This is a genomic window from Roseateles sp. (genome assembly GCF_039595295.1).
Classification (GTDB): domain Bacteria; phylum Pseudomonadota; class Gammaproteobacteria; order Burkholderiales; family Burkholderiaceae_C; genus Roseateles.
This window is the reverse complement of the sequence record NZ_JBCNLU010000006.1, coordinates 182,248-204,352: the sequence shown is the minus strand read 5'-3', so window position 1 is coordinate 204,352 and position 22,105 is coordinate 182,248. Positions and strand designations below refer to the sequence as shown.

Sequence of the window (22,105 nt, the reverse complement as noted above, 5' to 3'; positions counted from 1 at the left end):
ACCGGATCAAACGGAGACACCGCCCCCGGACGCGTTCCAAGGACCGGGAAGCCCGGACAGGAACGGCGCCAGCAGCGGCGTGAAGAGAAGGACAAATCCGAGGATGTTGAGCACGACGCTCAACCAGAAGAGGCGCCGGAAGCTGGGCTTGGCGCTCTTGTGGCGCAGCAAGTGCTGTGCCAGCAGCGCGCCCGGCCAGCCGCAGAGCAAGGCCAGGCCGTGCAGCGTCGCCTCTTTCACCCGCCACTGGCCCAGACGCGCGGCGCGCTTGTCCAGGAAGTAGACGATGAAGGTGGCCAGGCTCATGGCCATGTAGGTGCCCCACAGACCGCGCGGCAGCGGCCACGCCAGATGCGTGATCAGCACCAGCAGCGCAAAACCTGGCACCAGCCAGAGCGCCGCCCCGGTGTCGGCCGATGGCGTCTTCGATGGAGATGGGGATGCGGGCGATGCGCCCGATCGGGGCGGCGGTGCGCGGAAGCGACCGCCCTGCCCCGCCGACGCGCTCTTGACGCCGCCGGAGCCCGCTTTCGGTGCGGGACCGGCCGGAGCCGGCTTGGGCTCGAGGCTGCGGATCTTGAGCGCGCGGGGCTTGCCCTGCGCATCGGATCCGGGCTCGTAGCTGACGCGCTCGCCCACGAAGGGGCGGCGCGGACGCAGACCGAAAGCGCTCAGATGCGCGAAGCGTTTCGGGCCGCCGTCGGACGGCGCGATGAAGCCGTAGCCCTTCGCGTCATCCCACTGGACGATCCGCCCCTCCACGCGCATCCCTCAGCGCCCTCGCTCAGCTGCGGCGCTCAGGCTCAGAAGCCCTTGCGCGGGCCCTTCTTGACGAAGCCGCCGCGGTCGTCGCCACGGTCGCCGCCTTCACCGCGCGGACCCTTGCCGAAGGCCGGCTTGGCCGGGCGGCCTTCCGGACGCTCGAAGCGGTTGTCGTTGCCCTTGAAGGCCGGACGCTCGGTGCGCGGACCGTAGCGGTCGTTGCCTTCGGCGGAACGGTCGAAGCGGGCATCGAAGACGCCGCGGCGCTGCTCGAAGCCGCCGCCGTTGCCGCCTTGCCCGCCACGCGGGCCGCCGAAGTCACGCTGCGGACGATCCTGGAACTTGCCGCGCGGCGCGCCGCCGAAGCCCTGGCCGTCACGCTGCGGACGATCACCGAAACGCGGACGGTCGCCGAACGGACGATCACCTTGCGGGCGCTCGTTGCGCTCGAAGCGATTGCCGCCGCCGAAGCCGCCTTCACGACGCTCGCCGAAGGCCGGACGGCCTTCCGGACGTTCGAAGCGGGCGCTGTTGTCGAAGCGGTTGTCGCCGCCGAAGCCGCCACGGTCGTTGCCGCGGAAGCCGCCGCCTTGCGGACGGTTGCCGTAGCCGCCTCGATTGCCGCCGAAGCCGCCACGGTTGCCGCCGAAGCCGCCGCGATCACCGCGGTCGAAACCGGGGCGCGACGGGTAGATGCGCGGCTCTTCGTTCTTGGGCTCCAGGCCTTCGATGCGCGAGACCGGGATCTGCTGCGTCGTGAACTGCTGGATGCGCTTGATCATCGAGATGTCACCGCGCTCGGCCAGCGTCACCGCGATGCCGGAGCGACCGGCACGACCGGTACGGCCGATGCGGTGCACGTAGTCCTCGGCCTTCATCGGCAGGCCGAAGTTGATGACGTGGGAGATGGTCGGGACGTCGATGCCGCGGGCGGCCACGTCGGTGGCGACCAGCACGCGCAGGTCGCGGCGGCGCAGCGCCATCAGCGTGCGGTTGCGCTTGCCCTGCGGCATGCCGCCGTGCAGCGCGGCCACGCGGTGGCCGATGGCTTCGAGCTGCTCGGCCAGCCACTCGGTGTCCTGCTGGGTGCTGGTGAAGACCACGGCCTGATCCACGTCACGCTCGCCCAGGATGTGCTCCAGGAGCTTGCGCTTGTGCATGCCGTTGTCGGCCCAGTGCAGGCGTTGCTCGATGTTCTCGTGCGATTCGGTGTGGCCCGACACGTCGATGCGTTGCGGATCCTTCATCAGCTGCGAGGCCAGACGGCCGGTGTTGCCGGCGAAGGTCGCGCTGTACATCAGGGTCTGGCGCGAGGCCGGGATCTGCTCGGCGACGAAGTTGATGTCGTCGATGAAGCCCATGTCCAGCATGCGGTCGGCTTCGTCGAGGACGAACATCGTCACGTTCTCGAGCTTGCAGCGGCCGCTGTTGATGTGGTCCAGCAGACGGCCCGGGGTGGCGATCAGGATGTCCAGATGGCCGCTCAGGGCGCGCAGCTGATGGGCGTAGGGCATGCCGCCCAGCACGGTGGCCACGCGCAGGCCCTGGATGTGACGACCGTAGGTCATCGCGGACTTGGCGACCTGCATCGCCAGTTCACGGGTGGGGGCCAGCACCAGCACGCGCGGGCCGATGGTCTTGGTCTTGTTGCCGGCGGCGCGCTCGGCCCGGGCGTTCAGCACCTGCTGCAGCGCCGGCAGGATGAACGACGCCGTCTTGCCCGAGCCGGTGCGCGACGAGACCATCAGGTCCGCGCCGCCCAGGGCCGGGGGAATGGCTTGCGCCTGGACTTCGGTGGCGTTCTCGTAGCCGGAATCCTTGACGGCGCGCAGCAGCGCGTCGTGCAGGCCCAGGGCCGCGAACGGGGTGCCGGTCGTAGGGGCGTCGGCGCCCAGTTCACCCGCCTCGATCTCTTGATCGATCGCTTCGTCGAGCTGCTCGATCGGGGTCTCGTTGTGGTTCTTGGCGTCGGCGTTCATGTCTTTGTCGAAACTCATCTTGCAATCCAAATGCGGCACGCCGGTGCCGACGCCGTCAGGACGGACGTCGCGCCGGAGCGCCTGCCCGCCGCGCGATAACGAATGAATCGCGGCGGGACCGTGATGTCGCTGGGAGAAAGCTCGCGTCGATCACCAGGAATGCGGAGTCAAGAGAACGACAAGCGCGCCGCAATGCCTCAAAAGAGTGCTGCAAGACGCGATGTACAGGGGCCTGGTGAGGCGCCGGGGAACAGTCAAAGCGACGGCATCGCCGCCGACCGAACCCGAGGGTATGCAGATGCGCGGTCCCCGTCGCGGGAATCGGCTGCGGCCCAGGGCCGAAGCCTGCGTGGCATCTCTTATCGAGATGCCGGCGCAGCAGACTGCAAGAGGTCAGAGGAGACGTACGAAGCACCGTACGAAACGGTGAAGCCCATGAGTATAAACAGATTTCGGGTTTTCACCTAGCGTTTTGATACGACCTCGGCGCTCCGGGGCTGGCTCCTTGCCCCTCGCCCGCTTGCGGGAGAGGGGTTGGGTTGCAGGCCGTGCCACGCCAGAGCCTCCATCAGACCGGCGCCTCAATCCCTCGCCTCAAAGCCCCTCAATCACCTTCGGCAACACCGCCATCAGCGTCCCGAGCTGCTCCCCATCCAGCCACACCGGTGCCGCATCCAGCCACCCCGGGAAGACCACGCCGTCGCGCTGCGCCCGCAACACCGCCGCATCCAGCGAATCCTCGATCAACAGCAAGGCCGCCGGCACGCCACGCGCCTCCTCGCCGACCGCGGCCCACAGCCGCTGGTCCATCGCCTCTCCCTGCCAAGGCAAGTCCGCATGCACGATGGCCACGCGGTCATCCGCCAGCGCCCCCTCATCCAGACTCGCCAGCGCGTCATCGCTGGCCAGCAACACGCCAGCCTCCGCCGACCGCCAAGCCGCCAACGCGGCCTCACGCGCCTCCACGCTGTCACCCGCGCGCAGCCGCTGCGGCGGCAGCCGACGCAGCTGCGGCGACATCGACAAGCTCTCCAGCAGCGTCTCCGACCGCGCGCAGACCAGCAACCGCGTCGCGGCCGGCACGGCGCCCTGCACCCATTCACGCCGCAGTGCGAGCACCGCCTCGGCCTTCGCGGCCAGCGCCTGACGCGAGGCCGGCGGCAGCAGCGCCAGCGCCTCCAGCAACTGCTGCTGCTCGGCACTGCCGAGGAAGCGCAGCGCGGTCCAACGCTCGATCAACTGACGGATCTGCTTGAGCGGCGCGCTCGGCAGGCTCGCGCCGGCGGCTTCCAGCCACAGCGGCGACAGCAGCGCCTCGGGCAGGCTGTCGACCAGCTCGCGCTTGCGGCGTGACAGGACGACCGCCTCCAGCGCCTCTCGCTTCTGCTTCTTCCCGGCTTCGGCCGGCAGCGCCCGCAGCGCCGCGAGCGGACCGCGCCGGGCCTCATCCAGCCAATCGATCCACTCGGGCAGACGCGCGTCGCCCAGCGGCTCCTGATGCGCGATCAACAGCAGCTGCGCCGCCGACGTGGCGCGCAACGCGGCCAGCGCCTCGGCATCCACGGAATCGATGCCGTCGACGACCAGCAGCGCCGCGACCGGCTTGGCCGGCGGCGTCGCGGCGACGGTCACCGACGACGCGTCCTCGCCCAGCCAGCGCCGCAGATCGCGTCGCCATGCGGCCTGCGCCGCTTCCGGCGCGATGACCACCGCCGGCTTCACGCCGAACAGCTCGCCCCACAGGCGGATCGCCGCGATCGCCGCGCCGCGCTGACCCAGCCCCAGGTCATCGGCGATCAGCGCCCTCCCCGCGCAGACGGCGAACAGCGCCGCCTCCCAGGCATGCACCGGCAGCTCATCGCGCAACAGCGCGCGCATCGCGGCGCCGTCGGCCATCAGCGCCTCCAGCCGCTCCACGCGGGCCTGCGCATCGCGTCCCCAGCACAGCTGCGGCCACACCGGCGCGTCCACGCGCAGCACCACGCCCAGCGCGCGCGCATCGGCCAGCACCTGCTGCAACCAGGCGTGAGCGCCCTCGGCGCCGCGGCGCAGCTGCTCGTCCAGACCCGGTTGCTCGCGCAGACGCTCGGGCACGTCGCGACCGCAGACCCATTGCACGCGGCGCTCCGCGCCCGGCACCAGCCAGACCTCGGCCTCGCGCGCCGGCCAGCCGGCGTCCAGCGCTTCCTGCTGCGCCGCGTCGACCATGGCCAGCAGATGGCCGCCATGCTCGCAATCGCCCTGAGCCAGATAGCCGGCGCAATCGCAGCGCCAGGTCTGACGGCCCAGCAGGCGCAGGCGGAAGGTGCCGCCGGTCTCGCCGTCGCGCAGCTCGTAATCGCCGAAGACGCCGTCGTCCTCGCGCGCGCCGAGCGTGTAGCGCGGCGGCGCGGCCGGGACCTCTTCGACCACCGGCTCGGGTTTGGCCTTCGGTTTGCGACGTCCGCGAGCGGGGACCGCGTCCACCCCGCCGTCGAGGTCGGCGGCGACCTCGGATGGGGCCCCGACGTCCGCCGCGGCTGCGGCCTCGTCAGCGGCCACGACGTCGGCGATCAGCCCGGCCACGACCTCGGCCATTGCGGCGCGCTTGCGCGCGGGACGCTTCTTCAGCGCAGGCACCGGGGCCGGGGCCTCGACGACCTCTGCCATTCCCTCGGCGGCGTCCTCGGCGAGGATGTCGGCAAAGATGGCGTCTGCTGCCGCGGCAGCGGCGTCCGTGACCTCGGCAGCGACGACAACGTGGCTGACCTCGGCGGCATCGGCGGCATCGGCGGCATCGGCGGCATCGGCGGCATCGGCGGCATCGGCGGCATCGGCGGCATCGGCGGCATCGGCGCCGGCGACGACAGCATCGGAGAGAACGACGCCAACGGCGACTTCGCTCACGTCGACGGCATCGACCGATTCAACGGCGAGGGTCATGTCCGCCACGTCGCTCGCGACGCGGGGAGTCTTGGCGCGGCTGGCGCGCTTGCGGGCGGGCTTGGCCGCCGGCTCGGCCGGCGCGGCGACCGGGGCCGGCTCGACCGCGACCGCGGTCTCGACGGCGGCCTCGGTGCCCGCCTCAGTCTCGCGTGTCTTGCGCGCCGTCGGACGGCGCCGTGTGGTGGTGGTCGTCATGAAGATCCTCGTGCCGCAGCCGCGCTTCGCGCCAGCCCCGGACACTGTTGAAGATGGCGAGCGCATGCGCCCGCCGCAAGTCGTTCAAGGTCAGCCGCGCCTCGCGCAGCCGGCCCTGTTCCAGCAGTTCCTCGCGCAGCGTGCCCGGCAGCAGGCCGGCGTCGGCGCGCGGCGTCAGCCACGGCCCGTCGGCCTCGAGCCGCAGCGCGAGGTTGGTCAGGCAGCCCTCGGTGAGCTCCCCGTCCCGATTGAAGAGCAGCACATCGAAGCAGTCCGCCGGCTTGCCGTCCAGGAAGGCCTGGTACAGCGCGCGGCGCGTGGTCTTGTGCTGGATGAATTCGGCCTCGGAGCCGCGCGTATCGATGGGCACCAGCGCCAGCGCCACGTTCAGCGGCCCCTCGGTCGACGTATCGCCGGCAGGCGGCAAGGCCGTCACGGTGTGCGCCAGCGTGCCGTCGCGGGCCAGCGTCAGCCGCACCCGCCACGATCCCAGCGGATGCGCCCGCGCGATGCCGGCCAGATGCAGCTTCACCGCGTCCGCCGAGCACGCCAGCCCGAAATGCCGCGCGCAGCGCTGCAGACGGGCCAGATGGCGTGTGGCGCGCGCGAACTCGCCGTCGTCCATGCGCAGGGTCTCCAGCGCTTCGATCGGCGCGCGGGCGCGGGAGAGGAAGCGCGCCTTGGCGCGCCACTCGTCGATCTCGTCGCGCGGCGACGAGTCCAGCGTGATGCCGCTGCCCACGCCGCAGCGCAGCGCGTCGCCCTGCTGCTCGACGGTGCGGATCGGCACGTTGAAGGTCACCGCGCCGCCCGGCTGCAGCAAGCCCAGGGCGCCGCAGTACCAGCCGCGCGGCTGGGGCTCGAGCTCGGCAATCACTTCCATCGCCCGCTTCTTGGGCGCGCCAGTGATGGAGCCGCAGGGGAAGAGCGCGGTCATGACCTCGTCCAGCGCGAGCGCGGGTCGCGTCACCGCGCCGATGGTCGAGGTCATCTGCCAGACCGTGGGCAGCGCGTGCAGCTCGAACAGCCGCGGCACCCGCACCGAGCCCGGCATCGCCACGCGGGAGAGGTCGTTGCGCAGCAGGTCCACGATCATGAGGTTCTCGGCCCGCTCCTTGGCGCTGGTGCGCAGGTAGGCCTGGGCCGCCTCGTCGCCGGCGCGGTCGCGACCGCGCGGCGCGGTGCCCTTCATCGGCTGGGCCGACAGCAGCCAGGTGTGGCTGGCCTGCGGCGGCTCCGGCAGCGGGCGCCAGTCGAAGAACAGCTCCGGCGAGACGCTCGCCACCGTGCCCGCCCCCGTGCGCAGGAACAGCGCGAAGCCGCCCGGCTGCGCCGCGTGCAGCGCGAAGAAATGGGCCTCGGGATCGAAGTCCTCGCCGGCCGTCGCGGCCAGCCGCGTGGTCAGGTTGACCTGGTAGCAGTCTCCGGCGCGGATGTACTCGCGGATGCGCTCGACGCCGGCCATGCCGTCGGCGTCGGACTGGACATCGGTCCAATCGGACATCGCATGCGCGCGCGCCGCGCCGGCCGCCGCGAGTGCCTCCGGCCAGGGCGCGGGCGCCCGGTCCCAGACGAGGAACTCCGCCAGCGGTGGCGCGTCCGCGCAGACCGAGCCGTGCCGCGTGCGCAGCACCGGATCCAGCGCCCCCGCCGCCTCATACCGCAGCCCGCCCAGCACCCAGGCGCCGGCGCGCGCCGCCGCATGCGCCAAGCGCAGCACGACGCGCAGTCGCCCCGGATCGCGCGCGATCAGGTGCTCCACGGGCGGCGCGAAGAAGGCGCCGCGCACGCGTTCGCCGTCCTCGCGCGCCAGCGGATGGCGCGGAAAGTCGAAAGCCGCCCACAGCGGATGCGGGCGGCGCGGGGTGTCCATGGGCCTCAGCCGCGCTCGAGCGCGCTCCTCATCGGTCTCGCGGGAAATCCAGTGCTCGCGTCGCGGGCCTCAGTCCAGCTTGAGGAACTGCTCGCGGTAATGGATCAGCTCGTCGATGGATTCGTGAATGTCTGCCAGCGCGGTGTGCTTCTGGGCCTTCTTGAAGCCCTCCATCGCGGCCGGCTTCCAGCGGCGGGCCAGCTCCTTGAGCGTGGACACGTCCAGGTTGCGGTAATGGAAGAAGTCTTCCAGCTTGGGCATGTAGTTGGCCAGGAAGCGGCGGTCCTGGCAGATCGAGTTGCCGCACATGGGCGACTTGCCGGCCGGCACGTAGGCCTTCAGGAAGTCGATCACCTGCTGCTCGGCCGAGGCCTCGTCCACCGTCGACGCCTTGACCCGGTCGATCAGGCCGCTCTTGCCGTGCGTACCCTTGTTCCAGGCGTCCATGGCGTCCAGCGCCGCGTCGCTCTGGTGGATCGCGAAGACCGGGCCCTCGACGCGCGTCATCAGATGGGCGTCGGTCACCACGACGGCGATCTCGATGATGCGGTCCTTGTCCGGGTACAGGCCGGTCATTTCCAGGTCGATCCAGATCAGGTTCTGGTCGTTCAGCGCCAGCTCGGGGTTGTCGCTCATGGCGAGGGTCCTTGTGTCTTGTCTCGGATGCGCGGCCGTCCTCCCGTCAGAGAGGCGGCGGCCGTCGAATCGGCAGATTGTCGCAGCCTTGCGGGGCGGTCCGGCATCTCCCTGAGACCGACCCGGTCCGGCCGCGTCCGGTGCCGATGCCCAGGGGCTTTGGCGGCGTCAGCGGGAGATCTTCGAGTCCTTCCCGGATGCGCTGGGACCTCATGACTGTGTGCATGGAGGCCGGTCTGGGCACCGAGGCCGCGATGCTGCGGGTGGCCGACGACTTGCAGCTCAAGAGTCCGGCGCTGGCGGACGAACTGCGGCTGGTGAATCTGGAGCTGCGGGCGGGCGCTGATCGCGAGCGGGCCTTGCGCCATCTGGCGATCCGCACGGGGGTGGAGGAAGTGGACGGCTTCGTCACGATGATCAGCCAGGCGGAGCGCTTCGGGACCAGCATCGCGGCCTCGCTGCGGATTCATGAGGAGATGCTGCGGACGCGGCGGCGGCATCGGCACCACCGGCATGGCCGCCAGGGTCGACCGCTGGATGGCCGAGCAAGGCATGCCGAAACTCCTACACTCCGGCCCCATGCATGCCGTGCTTCCGTCCCCGGGGACGACCCTCTTCCCCACGCTGGCCTTCATCGCCGCGGTGATCCTGTCCTTCCTCCTCAAGCTCTGGCTCTCCTCCCGCCAGATGCGCCACGTGGCCGCTCACCGCCGCGCGGTCCCCGAGGCCTTCGCCGGCACGGTCCCGCTCTCCGCGCATCAGAAGGCCGCCGACTACACCATCGCCCGCGGCCGCCTGGGCACGCTGCACCTGGCCTGGGACACCGCGCTGCTGATCGGCTGGACGCTGCTCGGCGGCCTGGACCTGCTGAACCAATGGGCGCTGAGCTGGCGCGACGCGCTCGGCGGCATGGGCTACCAGCTCGCGCTGCTGACCGCATTCGCCCTGCTGTCCGGCCTGCTCGACCTGCCCTGGTCGCTCTACAGCACCTTCCGCCTCGAGGAGCGCTTCGGCTTCAACCGCACCACGCTCAAGCTCTTCATCGTCGACGGCATCAAGGGCCTGGCCATCGGCCTGGTGCTGGGCCTGCCCTTCGCCGCGCTGATCCTGTGGCTGATGGGCGCGGCCGGTCATCAATGGTGGCTGTGGGCCTGGGGCGCCTGGGTCGCCTACAACCTGCTGATGATGGTCGTCATCCCCTTGTTCATCGCCCCGCTGTTCAACAAGTTCGAGCCCCTGTCCGACGTCGCCGTCGTCGAGCGCGTCAACGCGCTGCTGCAGCGCTGCGGCTTCACTTCGAAGGGCCTGTTCGTGATGGACGGCAGCAAGCGCTCCGCCCATGGCAACGCCTACTTCACCGGTCTGGGCGCGGCCAAGCGCGTGGTCTTCTTCGACACCCTGATCGCCCGCCTGAACCCGCCCGAGATCGAAGCCGTGCTGGCCCACGAGCTGGGCCACTTCAAGCGTCGCCACGTGCTGCAGCGCATGCTGCTGAGCTTCGCGCTGAGCCTGGCCGGCTTCGCCCTGCTGGGCTGGCTGAGCGGACTTCCCAGCTTCTACCTGAGCCTGGGCGTGCGCCCCAGCCTGCAGGCCCCCAACGACGCGCTGGCGCTGCTGCTGTTCCTGCTCGCGCTGCCGCCCTTCACCTTCTTCGTGACGCCGCTGATGTCTTTCTGGTCCCGCAAGCATGAGTTCGAAGCCGACGCCTACGCCTGCGCGCAGGCCAGCGGACGGGACCTGTCGAACGCGCTGCTCAAGCTGCACGAGGACAACGCCGGCACGCTGACGCCGGACCCGGTGTTCGCGCGCTTCTATTACTCGCATCCGCCCGCGAGCGAGCGTCTGGCGGCCATCGCCGCGGCGGGGCATCCGGCATGAGCAAGACCGCGCAAATCGGCCTGGTGGTCCGCGGCCACGGCCGGCATTACCTGATCGAGGACGAGACCGGCACCCGCGTGCACTGCCTGACGCGGGGCAAGAAGAGCGATTGCGTGGTCGGCGACCGCGTGCGCTGGCAGCGCAGCAGCGATCACGAAGGCGTGATCGAGGGCATCGAGCCGCGCCGCAACCTGCTGTTCCGTCAGGACGAGTGGAAGACCAAGAGCTTCGCGGCGAATCTGGACCGCTTGCTGATCCTGGTCGCGGTGGACCCGCAGTTCTCGGAGTCGCAGCTGACCCGCGCGCTGATCGCGGCGGACAGCGCCGGCATCACGGCGGACATCGTCCTGAACAAGACCGACCTGCCCGGCGCCGACGTCGCGCGCCGCCGTCTGGCGCCCTACAAGGCCATGGGCCAGCGGGTGCTGGAACTCAGCTTCAAGGGCCGGCCGGACGAGACCCGCGAGACGCTGATGCCCTTGCTGGAGGGGCAGTCCACGCTGGTGCTGGGGCCTAGCGGCACCGGCAAGAGCACGCTGATCAATCTGCTGGTGCCCGATGCGCAGGCGCAGGTGGGCGAGATCTCGCAAGCGCTGAATTCAGGCCGCCACACGACGACGACCACGCAGTGGTACTGGATGGATGCGGAGCGGCGCAATGCGCTGATCGACTCGCCGGGCTTCCAGGAATTCGGTCTGCGGCAGATCGCGGCGCCGGAGCTGGCAGCTCACATGCCGGATTTCAAGCCGTATCTGGGCGAGTGCCGCTTCCACAACTGCAGCCACCGGCATGAGCCGGGCTGCGCGGTGCTGGGGGCGGTGGAGGCGGGGAAGATCAGCCCGCAGCGGTATCGGATCTATGACGAGCTCTGGGAAGAGCTGAGCCGGCCGCCGAACTATTGATGAGGCTTGGGGAGCGCGTGGGAGGGCGGCAGTCCGCCAGTGCGCCGAGGCTCAGCGCTCCAGGCGCGGATCGGCGTTCGGCACCTCCCGCACCTCCGCGTCGATCACCTCGCCCTGCGAAGCGCCGCGCGTCCCCATGCCCGCGCCCGGCCGAAACGCCTGCGCCCGAAACTGCGCCGCCCGCTTGAACGCCGCGTTGTTGAGCGTCGGCCGACGCCCCCGCACCAAGCTCCACAGCAGCAGCACGCCGAAGATCACCAGTCCCGCCCCCAGCACCACCAGGAACAGCACAAGCGCGGCCACCGCGAGCACGATGCGGGCGGCGAGGGAAATCAGGGTCGAGATCAGGTTCATCTTTCTTTCGTCGAGGGAAGGCAGACCAGGCTCACGGAACGCTCCGTCCGCATCAGCCTCGGCCAATGTAGGGCATCTTGGAAGCCATCACCGTCAGGAAAGGCACGTTGGCCGACAGCGGCAATTCCGCCATGTACAGCAGCGCGGTGGCCGCGTGGTCGACATCCATGACCGGCTCCACCATCGTGCCGCCATGCGCCTGCGGCACGCCCTGCTTGAAGCGCTCCGTCAGATCGGTCTCCGCATTGCCGATGTCCAGCTGCCCGGCGCAGATGTCGTGCTTGCGTCCGTCCAGCGCCAGCGTCTTGGTCAGGCCGGTGATCGCGTGCTTGGTCGAGGTGTACGCGATCGACCCGGGCCGCGGCGCATGGGCCGAAATCGACCCGTTGTTGACGATGCGCCCGCCGCGCGGCGCCTGCCGCTTCATCAGCCCGAAAGCCGCCCTCGCGCACAGGAAGCTGCCGGTCAGGTTGACGTCCACCACCGCCCGCCAGGTCTCGACGCTGAGCTCGTCGATGTCCATCGCGGGCGCGCCGCGACCGGCGTTGTTGAACAGCAAGTCGAGCCGGCCATGCCAGCGCTCGATGGCGGCGAAGGCCGAGGCGACCTGCGCCTCGGCCGACACGTCGCAGGGCAGCACCAGCGCGCGCTCGGGATGGAGCGACGCGGTCTCCCGCAGCGCGTCCTCACGACGCCCCAGCAAGGCGACCTGCCAGCCGGCGTTCATCAGCTTGCGCGCGGCGGCCCGGCCGATGCCGGAGCCCGCGCCGGTGACGGCGGCGATGCGGAACAGGGGCACTGCGTTCGCGGGCGCCGCCTGCTCGCCGGCGTCGGGGGAGTCGGCGGAGGGGCTCACAAGGGCAGCGGCGGAATCGAGGCGGGGGTCGGCGATGTCCATCCGGCCATGATAGGCAGGGTCGACGGGTTCATCGCGCGGCCACCTGTTGGCCGTCGATCGCACGTCGCCCGGTGACGACCACGGTGGGCAGGCTGCGGGTCGCCTTGCCGGAGATGACCACCGTGGGCAGCTTCTGCACTTGCGCCTGGGCCAGCGCCTGCGGCTGGGCGGCGCGGGCCGGCAGGGCCAGCAACAGACCGGCGGCGATGCCGGTGGTCACGCCGATCAGCGCAGCGATGCGCTTGAGGTTGGCGAAGCGGTCGTAGCAGCGAATGGTGTTCATCTCGTCCTCCTGCGCCGCGTTGTGGTGGGGTGCGGCATGGGGCGAATGATGGCCAGGGTAAACCCTCGGCGAAAGCCGGCTGCGACCAACTCCCGGCTACGGGCGACGAGTTGCGGATCGGCGCGATGAACGGGGGAACCGATTCGGGTTTACCCCAAATGCCAGGGGCCCCTGTCGGGACCCCATCGCATGACCGGGTTCAGGCCCCGGCTTGAATCCAGATGCTGGCCCGCATCAGGCCGGCAGCAGCCCCCGGCCCTTGAGCATCGGCTCCACCCGCGCATCACGGCCGCGGAAGGCGCGATAGGTCGCGCCGGGCTCGCGGCTGTTGCCCACCGACAGCAGATGGTCCACGACCGAGCGGGCGACCGTCGGGTCGAAGGGGTCGCCCGCCTCGACGAAGGCCTCGAAGGCGTCGCACTCCAGCACCTCGGCCCACAGGTAGACGTAATAGCCCGACGCGTAATACGCACCCGAGAACAGATGCTGGAAATGCGTCAGCCGGTGCTGCATCGCGATGCCCTGCGGCAGGCCCAGGCGCTTGAGCGTGTCGCGCTCGAAGGCGACGACATCCGGCACCTCCGCGCTCTCCAGCGCGTGGATGTCCAGGTCCACCAGCGCCGACGCGCAGTAGGTCACCGTCGCATAGCCCTGGTTGAACGTGGCCGCGGCATTGAGCTTGGCCAGCAGCGCATCGGGCAGCGGCTCGCCGGTGCGGTAATGGCGCGCGTGCTGCTTGAGCACCGCCGGCTCGGCCATCCAGTGCTCCATCAACTGCGAGGGCAGCTCGACGAAGTCGCGCAGCACCTGCGTGCCGGACAGGCGCTCGTACTCGACATCCGACAGCAGCCCGTGCAGGGCATGGCCGAATTCATGGAAGAGCGTGCGCACGTCGTCGAAGGACAGCAGCGTGGGCTCGCCGGCGGCGCCCTTCGCGAAGTTGTTGTTGTTCAGGATGATGGGCAGCGCGTCGATGCCGTTGCGAGCCTGCCAGCGCAGCGCGTTCATCCAGGCGCCGCTGCGCTTGGTCGGCCGTGCGAAGTTGTCCTGGACGAAGATGCCGCGCAGCGCGCCGTCCTCGCCGCGGACCTCGTGGACCTTGACGTCCGGGTGATAGCCGGCGACCTGCGGCTGCGCGACGAAGCGCAGGCCGTAGAGCCGCTGCGCGCAATCGAACATCGCCTGCACCATCGCGTCCAGCGGGAAGAAGGGTTTGACCTCGGCCTCGTCCAGCTGATAGCGCTGCTGGCGCACCTTTTCGGCGTAGAAGCGCCAGTCCCAGGCTTCGATGTCCTGCTCATGGCCGAGCTGCACCCGCACCTCGTCGAGCATGGCCCGCTCGCGCGCGGCGGCCGCCTTGGCCGGCTCCCAGACTTGATCCAACAGACCGCGCACGGCGGACTGCTTGCCGGCCATGGTGTCGGCCAGCGCGTAATCGGCGAAGCATCGGTAGCCGTGCAGCGCGGCCTGCTCGCGGCGCAGGGTGAGGATCTCGCGCACGATCTCGCGGTTGTCCGAGGCGCCGGTGCCGGCGCCGCCGTCGCCGCGGCCGATCCAGTGGCGCCAGGCCTGCTCGCGCAGGTCGCGGCGCTCGCTGAAGCTCAGGAAGGGGACGATCAGCGAGCGCGACAGCGTCACCACATGCAGGCCCTCCTCGGTCAGCCCGCGATCGAGCGCGGCCTGGCGCGCGGCGGCCCGGACGAAATCCGGCAGGCCGGCGAGCTCGGCTTCGCCGCGCAGCTGCAGCTGATAGCCGCTCTCGTCGGCCAGCACGTTCTGGGCGAAGCGGGTGTGCAGCTCGGCCAGCTGTTCCATGATCGCGGCGTAGCGGGCGCGGGCCTCGCCGCTCAGGCGGGCGCCGGCGCGGACGAAGTCCAGATGGATGCGCTCCAGCATGCGCAACTGCTCGGGCGTCAGGCCCAGGGACTGGCGCTGCTCATGCAGTTGCTCGACGCGGGCGAAGAGCGCGGCGTCCATGTAGATCGCGTTGCCGTGGGCGGCGAGCGGGGCCGCGAGGCGGCGGGCGGCGGCGCGCAGTTCGTCGGAACTGGCGGACGAGCTCAGCGTCGAGAACAGGTGCTCCAGCGCGGTCAGCGCGCGGCCGCTGCGGTCGAAGCTGGCGATGGTGTTGTCGAAGCTGGGGGCGTCGGTCTGCGCGGCGATGGCGCGCAGCTCGGCGCGGTGCTCGGCGAGAGCGGCTTCGAAGGCGGGCTCGAAGTGCTCGGGGCGGATGGCGTCGAAGGGGGGCAGGCCGTAGGGGCCGGTCCAGGCGCTGAGCAGCGGGTTGGCTTGTTCGGTCATGTTGTCTCCTGGTCTTAAGACCCTCTCCCCTGCCCTCTCCCGCAAGCGGGAGAGGGAGTCATTCGTGCGTCGACCGAGGCAGTCGGCAACGGCGCTCGTTGGGTATTACTCCCTCTCCCGCAAGCGGGAGAGGGAGTCAGCGCATCGCTCATTGCACCTGCGCCGACCCCGGCGCCTGATCGCGCGGATCGGTGAAGAGCTCGCCCACGTCGACCGGATCGAAGACATAGTGGTTGCCGCAGAACTCGCAGCCGATCTCGACCCCGCCCAGCTCGGCCAGGATCTCGTCGACCTCCTGCCGACCCAGGCCCAGCAGCATGCGGCCCACCCGCTCGCGCGAGCAGGTGCAGGCGAAGCGCGGCGATTGCGGCTCGAAGCGGCGCATCGTCTCTTCCCAGAACAGGCGGCGCAGGATGGTGTCCGTGTCCAGCGTCAGCAGCTCCTCCGAGGTCAGCGTCGCGGCCAGCATCGAAATGCGGTTGTAGGCGTCCTCCATCTCCTCGCGCGCGACGCCCGATACGGCGCCCGCTTCCAGGTTGCCCTCGCCCTCGATGGGCAGGCGCTGGATCAGCAGGCCGGCGGCGACCTCGTCGTTGGCGGCCAGCACCAGCGTGGAATCGAGCTGCTCCGACTGGCGCATGTAGTGCTGCAGCACCTCGCTGAGCTTTTCCAGCGGCTGGCCCTCGGGGCCGTTCAGCGGGACGATGCCTTGATACGGCTGCTGGCCGGGCAGGCGGTCCTTGGGGTCCAGCGTGATCGCGCAGCGGCCCTGGCCATGCACGTTGAGCATCTGCTGCAGCGACGTGCCCTCGGCCACTTCGCCGCGGGTCTTGGCGGTGGCGCGGAAGGACATGTCCGGCTGAACTTCGGCCACGGCCAGCTTGAGCGGGCCGTCGCCCATGACCTGGAAGATCAGCGCGCCGTTGAACTTGATGTTGGCTTGCATCAGCACGCCGGCCGCGGTCATCTGGCCGAGCAGATCCCGCACGGCCGGAGCCAGCGGCTCCTTGCGGCGCCCGACCAGATCCTTCCAGCCGCGGTCCAGACGCACCAGCACGCCGCGCACGGGCAAGCCCTCGAACAGGAACTTGTGCAGTTCGTCGGGGGCGGCGGGCTTGGGTGTGGAGGTGGTCATGCGAGATTCCTGAGGGTCGAACTGTTCGAGTTTTGGGGCGATCGGCCCGCCTGCAAGGCCCGGCGACCGCATCGGGCCGCCCGTGGGCGAGGCGCGCCTCGGCGCAAGCCGATAATTCTACGAATGGAACTCAGAACTTGCGCCTTGCAGGCCCTTCTCATCCGGGACCCGCAGGAGAAAGCGCAGGCGGCCCGCGCGCTCCACGCCCGCGCCACGGCCGGCGAGCGCGACGCGGCGCCGCTGGACACCGCCGCCGTCCTCATCCCCGACACCGATCCGCCCGGCCGCCCGGAGCGGCCGCGCCTGGTCGAGGCGGTCAAGGTGGCCTCGCGCTCCCCGTTCACCGTCGAGGGCCGGGCCGCGCTGCTGCACGCCATCGCCCACATCGAGTTCAATGCCATCAACCTGGCGCTGGACGCGGTCTGGCGCTTCCCGGGCATGCCGCGCGATTTCTACTTCGACTGGCTGCAGGTGGCGGCCGAGGAAGCGCTGCACTTCTCGATGCTGGAGGCGCATCTGCGCGAGCACGGCAAGCAGTACGGCGACTTCGACGCCCACGACGGTCTGTGGTCCATGGCGCGCCGCACCGAGGGCGACGTGCTCGCCCGCATGGCGCTGGTGCCGCGCACGCTGGAGGCCCGCGGACTGGACGCGACGCCCCCCTTGCAGGCCAAGTTCGCCAAGGCGGGCGATCAGCGCGCGGTGGAGATCCTGGCCGTCATCCTGCGCGACGAGGTCGGCCATGTGCGCATCGGCAACCGCTGGTACCGGCATCTCTGCCTGGAACGCGGCCTGGATCCGATCGCGCTCTATCCCGAACTGGTCGAGCGCTTCGAGGCGCCCCGGCTGCGGCCGCCGTTCAATCTCGAGGCGCGCGGCGAAGCCGGCTTCAGCCCCGAAGAAATCGCTTATCTCAGCTCATGAAGGCTGACGCCGCGCGGCCATCGCGCGACGCCGGCGCCCTGCCTCACACTCCTCCCCCATGACCCGCATCCAAGCCAACCTGCTGCTGACGCTCATCGCGATGATCTGGGGCTCGGCCTTCGTGGCCCAGGCCCATGGCATGGAGAGCATCGGGCCGATGATGTTCACCGGCATCCGCTTTCTGATCGGCGCGCTGGTGGTGCTGCCGCTGATCCTGCGCGAGCGCCGCACCCCGGGCGTCAAGCCGCTGCGCCGCGCGGATGCGCTGAAGATCGCCGGCCTGGGCGTGCTGCTGACGCTGGGCGCGGCGCTGCAGCAGATCGGCATCAAGTACACGACCGTCACCAACGCCGGCTTCCTGACCGCGCTGTACGTGCCGCTGGTGCCGCTGCTGGGCTGGGTGCTGCTGCGGCATCTGCCGCACTGGTCGGTGTGGCCGGGCGCGGCGGCCTGCCTGGTCGGCGCTTTCCTGCTGTCGGGCGCGCACGAGCTCAACGTCGGCCTGGGCGACGCCTGGGTGATCGCCTCGTCCCTGCCCTGGGCGGTGCACGTGCTGCTGGTGGGCATGGTCGCGGACCGGATGAACGCGCCCTTCACCGTCGCAGGCGGGCAGTTCCTGTTCTGCGGACTGGCGGCGCTGGCCTGGGCGCTGGGCTTCGAGGCCTGGAGCTGGCACGGCATCGCTTCTGCTGCCGGACCCATCCTGTACACCGGCGTGCTGTCGGTGGGCGTGGCCTTCACCGCGCAGGTCGTGGCGCAGCGCTACGCGCATGCGGCGGACGCGGCCATCATCCTGTCCTCGGAGACGCTGTTCGCGGCCGTCTTCGGCTACCTGCTGATGGGCGACCGGCTCAACGGCGCCGGCCTGCTGGGCTGCGCGCTGATCCTGGGCGCGATGCTGCTGATCCAGCTGCTGCCGATGCTGCGCGTGCTGCGACCGCGCACGGCCTGAACGCCAGGATCGCTCCCCTCAGCCGACGCTCATCCGAAGCTGTTCCGACAACCGTCCCGACGTCCACTCGACGCCTCGACGCCTCGACGCCCCCCCTCTTCATCGCCGCCATCCCGCCCATGTCCAGCACCACGCCCGAGCCCGGTTCCTCCACGAGCACCGCCCGCCCCGCGGCGCCGTACGGCGCTCCTGACGGCGTGCATCACGCGCCCTGGTGGGCCTACCTCAGCCTGGCCGCCAGCACCAGCGTGATCGGCAGCTACGTCGGGCTGTCCAAGCTGCTGGTGCTGGTGTTCCCGGTCTTCCTGCTGGCCTGGCTGCGCTTCGGCATGGCGGCGGTGTTCATGCTGCCCTGGCTCAAGCGCGGCCCGACCGAGGCGCCCTTGTCCGGCCGGACGCGGCTGCTGCTCTTCCTCGAATCCTTCTTCGGCAACTTCCTGTTCTCGATCTGCCTGCTGTTCGGGATGAAGCACAGCTCGGCGGTGGTGGCGGGCGTGATCATGGCCGGCATCCCGGCGACGGTGGCGCTGATGAGCTGGCTCTTCCTGCGCGAGCGCATCGCGCCGCGCACCGTCGCCGGCATCGCGATGGCGGTGGGCGGCATCGCGCTGGTGGCGCTCAACAAGTCCGGCGCCAGCGCCGGCGGCGAAACCTCCGGCTGGGGCGCGCTGCTGCTGGTCGGCGCGATGTGCTGCGAGGCGTCCTACGTCGTCATTGGCAAGAGCCTGACCGCCAACCTGTCGCCGCGCCGGATCAGCGCGCTGATCAATCTTTGGGGGCTGGTGCTGGTCACACCGCTGGGCATCTGGCAGGCGATGTCCTTCGACTTCTCGGGCGTCCTGCCCAAGGACTGGGGCCTGTTGCTGTTCTACGCGATCGCGGCGAGCACCGTCACCGTCTGGCTCTGGATGCGCGGGCTGCAGCATGTGAGCGCCGCCAAGGCCGGCGTGTTCATGGTCTTCCTGCCGATCTCGACGGCCGTCATCGGGCTGGTCTTCCTCGGCGAACGGATGAGCGGTGTCCAGCTGCTCGCCTATGCGCTGGCGCTGGCGGGCGTGGTGCTCGCGACCTGGCCCGGCACCGAACGGCGCGGCTGAGCCGGCTCCACACTGGCCGGGCGGGCGTCGATGTCGCCGGATGGTCCCATTAGGGACTTCACCGGTCTGCGTGTAGTTCTACTACCAATGTAATACCATTTAGGCATTCGACCGCTAAGATCGGTCGCCAGATCCACCCGGGGACCGCGTCCAATGCAGGCGCACCCGCAGTTTGCTGTCGATGCCTGTGATCACTTCTCCTCTGTCGAGCGCCCTCCCCGTCAGCCAAGCGGAATGGGAATCCTGGATCGACGGCTGGTATGCCCAGTTGCGGCAGCCGGTGCGTACCGGTGTGAGTCCTTTCGCGCCGAATGGTCCCGGTACCACGTCGTCGCCGCGGGTGCTGGTCTTCGCGCCTCATCCGGACGATGAATGCATCGTCGGCGCGCTGCCGCTGCGGTTGCGCCAAGAGGCGGGCTGGCGCGTGATCAACATCGCCGTGACCCTGGGCAGCAAGCAGGAGCGCCGCGCCGAGCGCTGGGCCGAGCTCAGCGCCGCGTGCGACGTGCTGGGCTTCGATCTTCGACTGCTGTCGGTCGATGGGTTCGAGCAGGTCAAGCCCGACGCGGCGGACGCGCAGACGCCGCTGTGGCAGGAGCAGGTGAGGCTGGTCGCCGAGCTGCTAGCCGCCGAGAAGCCGGCGCTGATCTTGGTCCCGCATGCGGGCGACGGCATCCCCACGCACATCGGCGTGCATCGGCTGGTGACCGAGGCGCTGCGCCAGTCCAAGCTCAGCACGGTGATGGCGCATACCGAGTTCTGGGCCACGCAGCCCGACCCCACGGCGCTGGTCGAGACCGGCCGCCGCGACACCGCGCTGCTGGTGCGCGCGCTGGCCTGCCATCACGGCGAGGTGGCGCGCAATCCGTACCACCTGCGCCTGCCGGCCTGGATGGCCGACAACGTGCGCCGCGGCGGCGAGCTGATCGCCGGTCCCGGCGAGACCCCGCCCGATTTCGCCTTCGGCACGCTGTACCGGCTGACGCGCTGGGTCGCGGGCGCGCCGGCGGGCGACCTGACCGCCGCGCAGTTCCCGGCGGACACCGCGCTCGACACGGCCAAGCTGCTCGGCGCCTGAGCCCAGGCTATCCCCGCCCTCGCATTCGGCATACGCGCCGCGCACGCACGGGCGCGCGGCGGGCCTATGCTTCCGGCTTCTTTCCGAGACCTACTTCCCCAGCCATGAGCGATCTCGCCGCCAGCGCCCTCCCTCACCCGACGCACCTGCGCGTGCACCAGTTCGCCGGCCTGAAGGCGGGCCCTCGCCTGCTGGTGTCGGCCGCGGTACACGGCAACGAGGTGGCCGGCGTCGGCGCGATCCAGCGCGTGATGGCGATGCTGGACGAGGGTTCGCTGACGCTGCTCAAGGGCACGCTGACGATGATCCCCATCGTCAATCCGCTGGCCCACCGCCTGCAGCGCCGCGAGGGCGAACGCAACCTCAACCGCAACCTGCGCGTCAATCCGATCCCGCAGGACTTCGAGGACCGCATCGCCAACCAGCTCTGCCGCTGGATCGGCGACAGCGACGTCATGCTGGACCTGCACAGCTTCAACAACCCCGGCCCGGCCTTCGCGATGCTGGGCCCGCGCGACAACGACGGCGAGCTGGAGCCCTTCCGCCACCAGGCCGCGGAGAGCGCGCTGGCGCTGTCCGTGGGCACGAGCCGCATCGTCGAGGGCTGGCTGTCGACCTACGCGCTGGGCCTGAAGCGCCGCGCGGAGAAGGCGGCGGACGGCTCGCGCAAGACGGCGCTGCTGCAGGACCCGCATTACGGCGTCGGCACGACCGAGTACATGCGCAGCACCGGCGGCTACTGCATCACGTTGGAATGCGGCCAGCACGCCGATCCGCAAGGTCCCGAGGTCGCCTTCAAGGCGATCCTGCGCACGCTGGTGCTGCTGGGCATGGTCGCGCCGGGTTGCGTGGATCTCGCCGATCCCAAGCGACCGGTGGAACTGTTGCAGCTCTATGAGGTCATCGACCGCGAGAGCATGGACGACAAGTTCGAGCGCGCCTGGGCCAGCTTCGACGCGATCGCCCAGGGCGAGCGCATCGGCACCCGCGCCGACGGCACGCCGGTGCTGGCGCCCTTCGGCGGCCGCATCGTCTTCCCCAACAACAACGCCGAGCCCGGGCAGGAGTGGTTCTACTTGGCAAAGCCCAGCGACCGCGTGTTGGCTTGAGGGCGCGGCTAGAGTCGCGGGCATGAACGACACCACGCCCGCTTCTTCCGCCGACTCCTCCGCCGCCTCGGCGCCCTCCTCCACCAGCAAGCTCGAGCCGCTGCGCATCGACTTCGTCTCCGACGTTGCCTGCCCCTGGTGCGCGGTCGGACTGAAGTCGCTGGAGACGGCGCTGGCCCGGGTACCCGAGGTCCGCGCCGAGCTGCATTTCCAGCCCTTCGAGCTGAATCCGCAGATGGTCCCCGAAGGCGAGGACATCGACGAGCACCTGACCCGCAAGTACCGCTCCACGCCGGAGCAGCGCGCCCAGATCCGCGGCCACCTGCGCGATCGCGGCGCGGCGGTGGGCTTCACCTTCACCGAGGGCGCCCGCAGCTGGATCTGGAACACCTTCGACGCGCACCGCCTGCTGCACTGGGCGGGTCTGCAATCGGCGAAGGCGCAGCACGACCTGAAGCTGGCGCTGCTGACGGCGTATCACACCGACGGCAAGAACCCCGGCGACCGCGGGGTGCTGCTGGAGACCGTCGGCGCGATCGGGCTGGACAAGTCCGAGGCGGCGCGCGTCTTCGACAGCGGCGAGTTCGCGGATGCGGTCCGCGAGGCCGAATCCTTCTGGCTGGGCCAGGGCATCAGCTCGGTGCCGTCGGTGGTGATCAACGAGCGCTATCTGATCTCGGGCGGCCAGCCGCCGGAGGCTTTCGAGCAGGCGCTGCGGCAGATCGCCGCCGAGCAGCAGCAAGCGCAATCGTGAGCGCAACGGGGATCACCCGTTGCCGGAGCGGTCGTCAGACCTGAGACAATCCGCCCATCGTTTTGAACGG

General features: G+C 70.3%; 18 protein-coding genes and 1 pseudogene. 9 read left to right on the top strand and 10 right to left on the bottom strand.

Annotated features, from left to right (window positions below; genetic code table 11):
- Positions 1-6: 6 nt before the first annotated feature.
- The 5 genes from ABDW59_RS07145 to orn all read right to left on the bottom strand — a co-directional run bounded on the left by ABDW59_RS07145 (position 7) and on the right by orn (position 8,370).
- Positions 7-768 carry a DUF1294 domain-containing protein gene (locus tag ABDW59_RS07145; RefSeq protein ID WP_343628890.1) on the bottom strand — a complete coding sequence of 254 codons (762 nt, stop codon included), beginning with the start codon at positions 766-768 and terminating at the stop codon, positions 7-9.
- 35 nt (positions 769-803) lie between these two features.
- Positions 804-2,759, bottom strand: a complete 1,956-nt coding sequence (locus ABDW59_RS07140) for a DEAD/DEAH box helicase (RefSeq protein WP_343628889.1) — start codon at positions 2,757-2,759, stop codon at positions 804-806.
- Positions 2,760-3,335: 576 nt separating this feature from the next.
- Positions 3,336-5,861: a hypothetical protein gene (locus ABDW59_RS07135; protein ID WP_343628887.1), complete on the bottom strand. Its 2,526-nt coding sequence runs from the start codon at positions 5,859-5,861 to the stop codon at positions 3,336-3,338.
- Positions 5,806-7,734, bottom strand: a complete 1,929-nt coding sequence (locus ABDW59_RS07130; RefSeq protein WP_343628886.1) for a chorismate-binding protein — start codon at positions 7,732-7,734, stop codon at positions 5,806-5,808. Before ABDW59_RS07130 ends, ABDW59_RS07135 begins: the two co-directional genes overlap by 56 nt.
- Before the next feature lie 69 nt (positions 7,735-7,803).
- Complete coding sequence (gene orn, locus ABDW59_RS07125; RefSeq protein ID WP_343628885.1) at positions 7,804-8,370, bottom strand: oligoribonuclease; 567 nt, start codon at positions 8,368-8,370, stop codon at positions 7,804-7,806.
- Between the two features lie 146 nt (positions 8,371-8,516).
- On the opposite strand from orn, the pseudogene ABDW59_RS07120 reads away from it, so the two are divergent.
- The 3 genes and pseudogenes from ABDW59_RS07120 to rsgA all read left to right on the top strand — a co-directional run.
- Positions 8,517-8,816 (top strand): annotated as a pseudogene (locus ABDW59_RS07120) (type II secretion system F family protein); the annotation flags it as partial.
- Positions 8,817-8,949: 133 nt separating this feature from the next.
- The gene (locus tag ABDW59_RS07115) at positions 8,950-10,248 is read left to right on the top strand and encodes a M48 family metallopeptidase (RefSeq protein WP_343628884.1); all 1,299 of its coding nucleotides are present in this window, start codon (positions 8,950-8,952) and stop codon (positions 10,246-10,248) included.
- The gene (gene rsgA, locus ABDW59_RS07110) at positions 10,245-11,150 is read left to right on the top strand and encodes a ribosome small subunit-dependent GTPase A (protein ID WP_343628882.1); all 906 of its coding nucleotides are present in this window, start codon (positions 10,245-10,247) and stop codon (positions 11,148-11,150) included. The genes ABDW59_RS07115 and rsgA overlap by 4 nt, the downstream gene beginning before the upstream one ends.
- 51 nt (positions 11,151-11,201) lie before the next feature.
- On the opposite strand, the gene ABDW59_RS07105 is transcribed toward rsgA, so the two are convergent.
- The 5 genes from ABDW59_RS07105 to ABDW59_RS07085 all read right to left on the bottom strand — a co-directional run bounded on the left by ABDW59_RS07105 (position 11,202) and on the right by ABDW59_RS07085 (position 16,121).
- Positions 11,202-11,504, bottom strand: coding sequence for a hypothetical protein (locus ABDW59_RS07105; protein WP_343628881.1), 303 nt, complete (start codon positions 11,502-11,504; stop codon positions 11,202-11,204).
- Between the two features lie 52 nt (positions 11,505-11,556).
- A complete protein-coding gene (locus tag ABDW59_RS07100; protein ID WP_343628915.1) occupies positions 11,557-12,303 on the bottom strand; it encodes an SDR family oxidoreductase in 747 nt (248 codons plus the stop codon).
- Between the two features lie 127 nt (positions 12,304-12,430).
- On the bottom strand, positions 12,431-12,685 hold the full coding sequence (locus ABDW59_RS07095) for a hypothetical protein (RefSeq protein ID WP_343628879.1): 255 nt from the start codon (positions 12,683-12,685) through the stop codon (positions 12,431-12,433).
- A gap of 234 nt (positions 12,686-12,919) precedes the next feature.
- Complete coding sequence (locus ABDW59_RS07090; protein ID WP_343628877.1) at positions 12,920-14,986, bottom strand: M3 family metallopeptidase; 2,067 nt, start codon at positions 14,984-14,986, stop codon at positions 12,920-12,922.
- A 148-nt stretch (positions 14,987-15,134) separates the two neighbouring features.
- A complete protein-coding gene (locus ABDW59_RS07085; protein ID WP_343628876.1) occupies positions 15,135-16,121 on the bottom strand; it encodes an Hsp33 family molecular chaperone HslO in 987 nt (328 codons plus the stop codon).
- 123 nt (positions 16,122-16,244) lie between these two features.
- Here ABDW59_RS07085 and ABDW59_RS07080 point away from each other — a divergent pair, with 123 nt between their 5' ends.
- From ABDW59_RS07080 to ABDW59_RS07055, 6 genes are all read left to right on the top strand, one after another.
- A complete protein-coding gene (locus ABDW59_RS07080) occupies positions 16,245-17,045 on the top strand; it encodes a ferritin-like domain-containing protein (protein WP_343628875.1) in 801 nt (266 codons plus the stop codon).
- Positions 17,046-17,103: 58 nt separating this feature from the next.
- Positions 17,104-17,997: a DMT family transporter gene (locus tag ABDW59_RS07075; protein WP_343628874.1), complete on the top strand. Its 894-nt coding sequence runs from the start codon at positions 17,104-17,106 to the stop codon at positions 17,995-17,997.
- 119 nt (positions 17,998-18,116) lie between these two features.
- A complete protein-coding gene (locus ABDW59_RS07070; RefSeq protein ID WP_343628872.1) occupies positions 18,117-19,094 on the top strand; it encodes a DMT family transporter in 978 nt (325 codons plus the stop codon).
- A 181-nt stretch (positions 19,095-19,275) separates the two neighbouring features.
- Positions 19,276-20,172, top strand: a complete 897-nt coding sequence (locus ABDW59_RS07065; RefSeq protein ID WP_343628870.1) for a PIG-L family deacetylase — start codon at positions 19,276-19,278, stop codon at positions 20,170-20,172.
- A gap of 104 nt (positions 20,173-20,276) precedes the next feature.
- A complete protein-coding gene (locus tag ABDW59_RS07060) occupies positions 20,277-21,281 on the top strand; it encodes a succinylglutamate desuccinylase/aspartoacylase family protein (RefSeq protein ID WP_343628869.1) in 1,005 nt (334 codons plus the stop codon).
- Between the two features lie 22 nt (positions 21,282-21,303).
- Positions 21,304-22,035, top strand: a complete 732-nt coding sequence (locus tag ABDW59_RS07055; RefSeq protein ID WP_343628868.1) for a DsbA family oxidoreductase — start codon at positions 21,304-21,306, stop codon at positions 22,033-22,035.
- Positions 22,036-22,105: the final 70 nt, after the last annotated feature.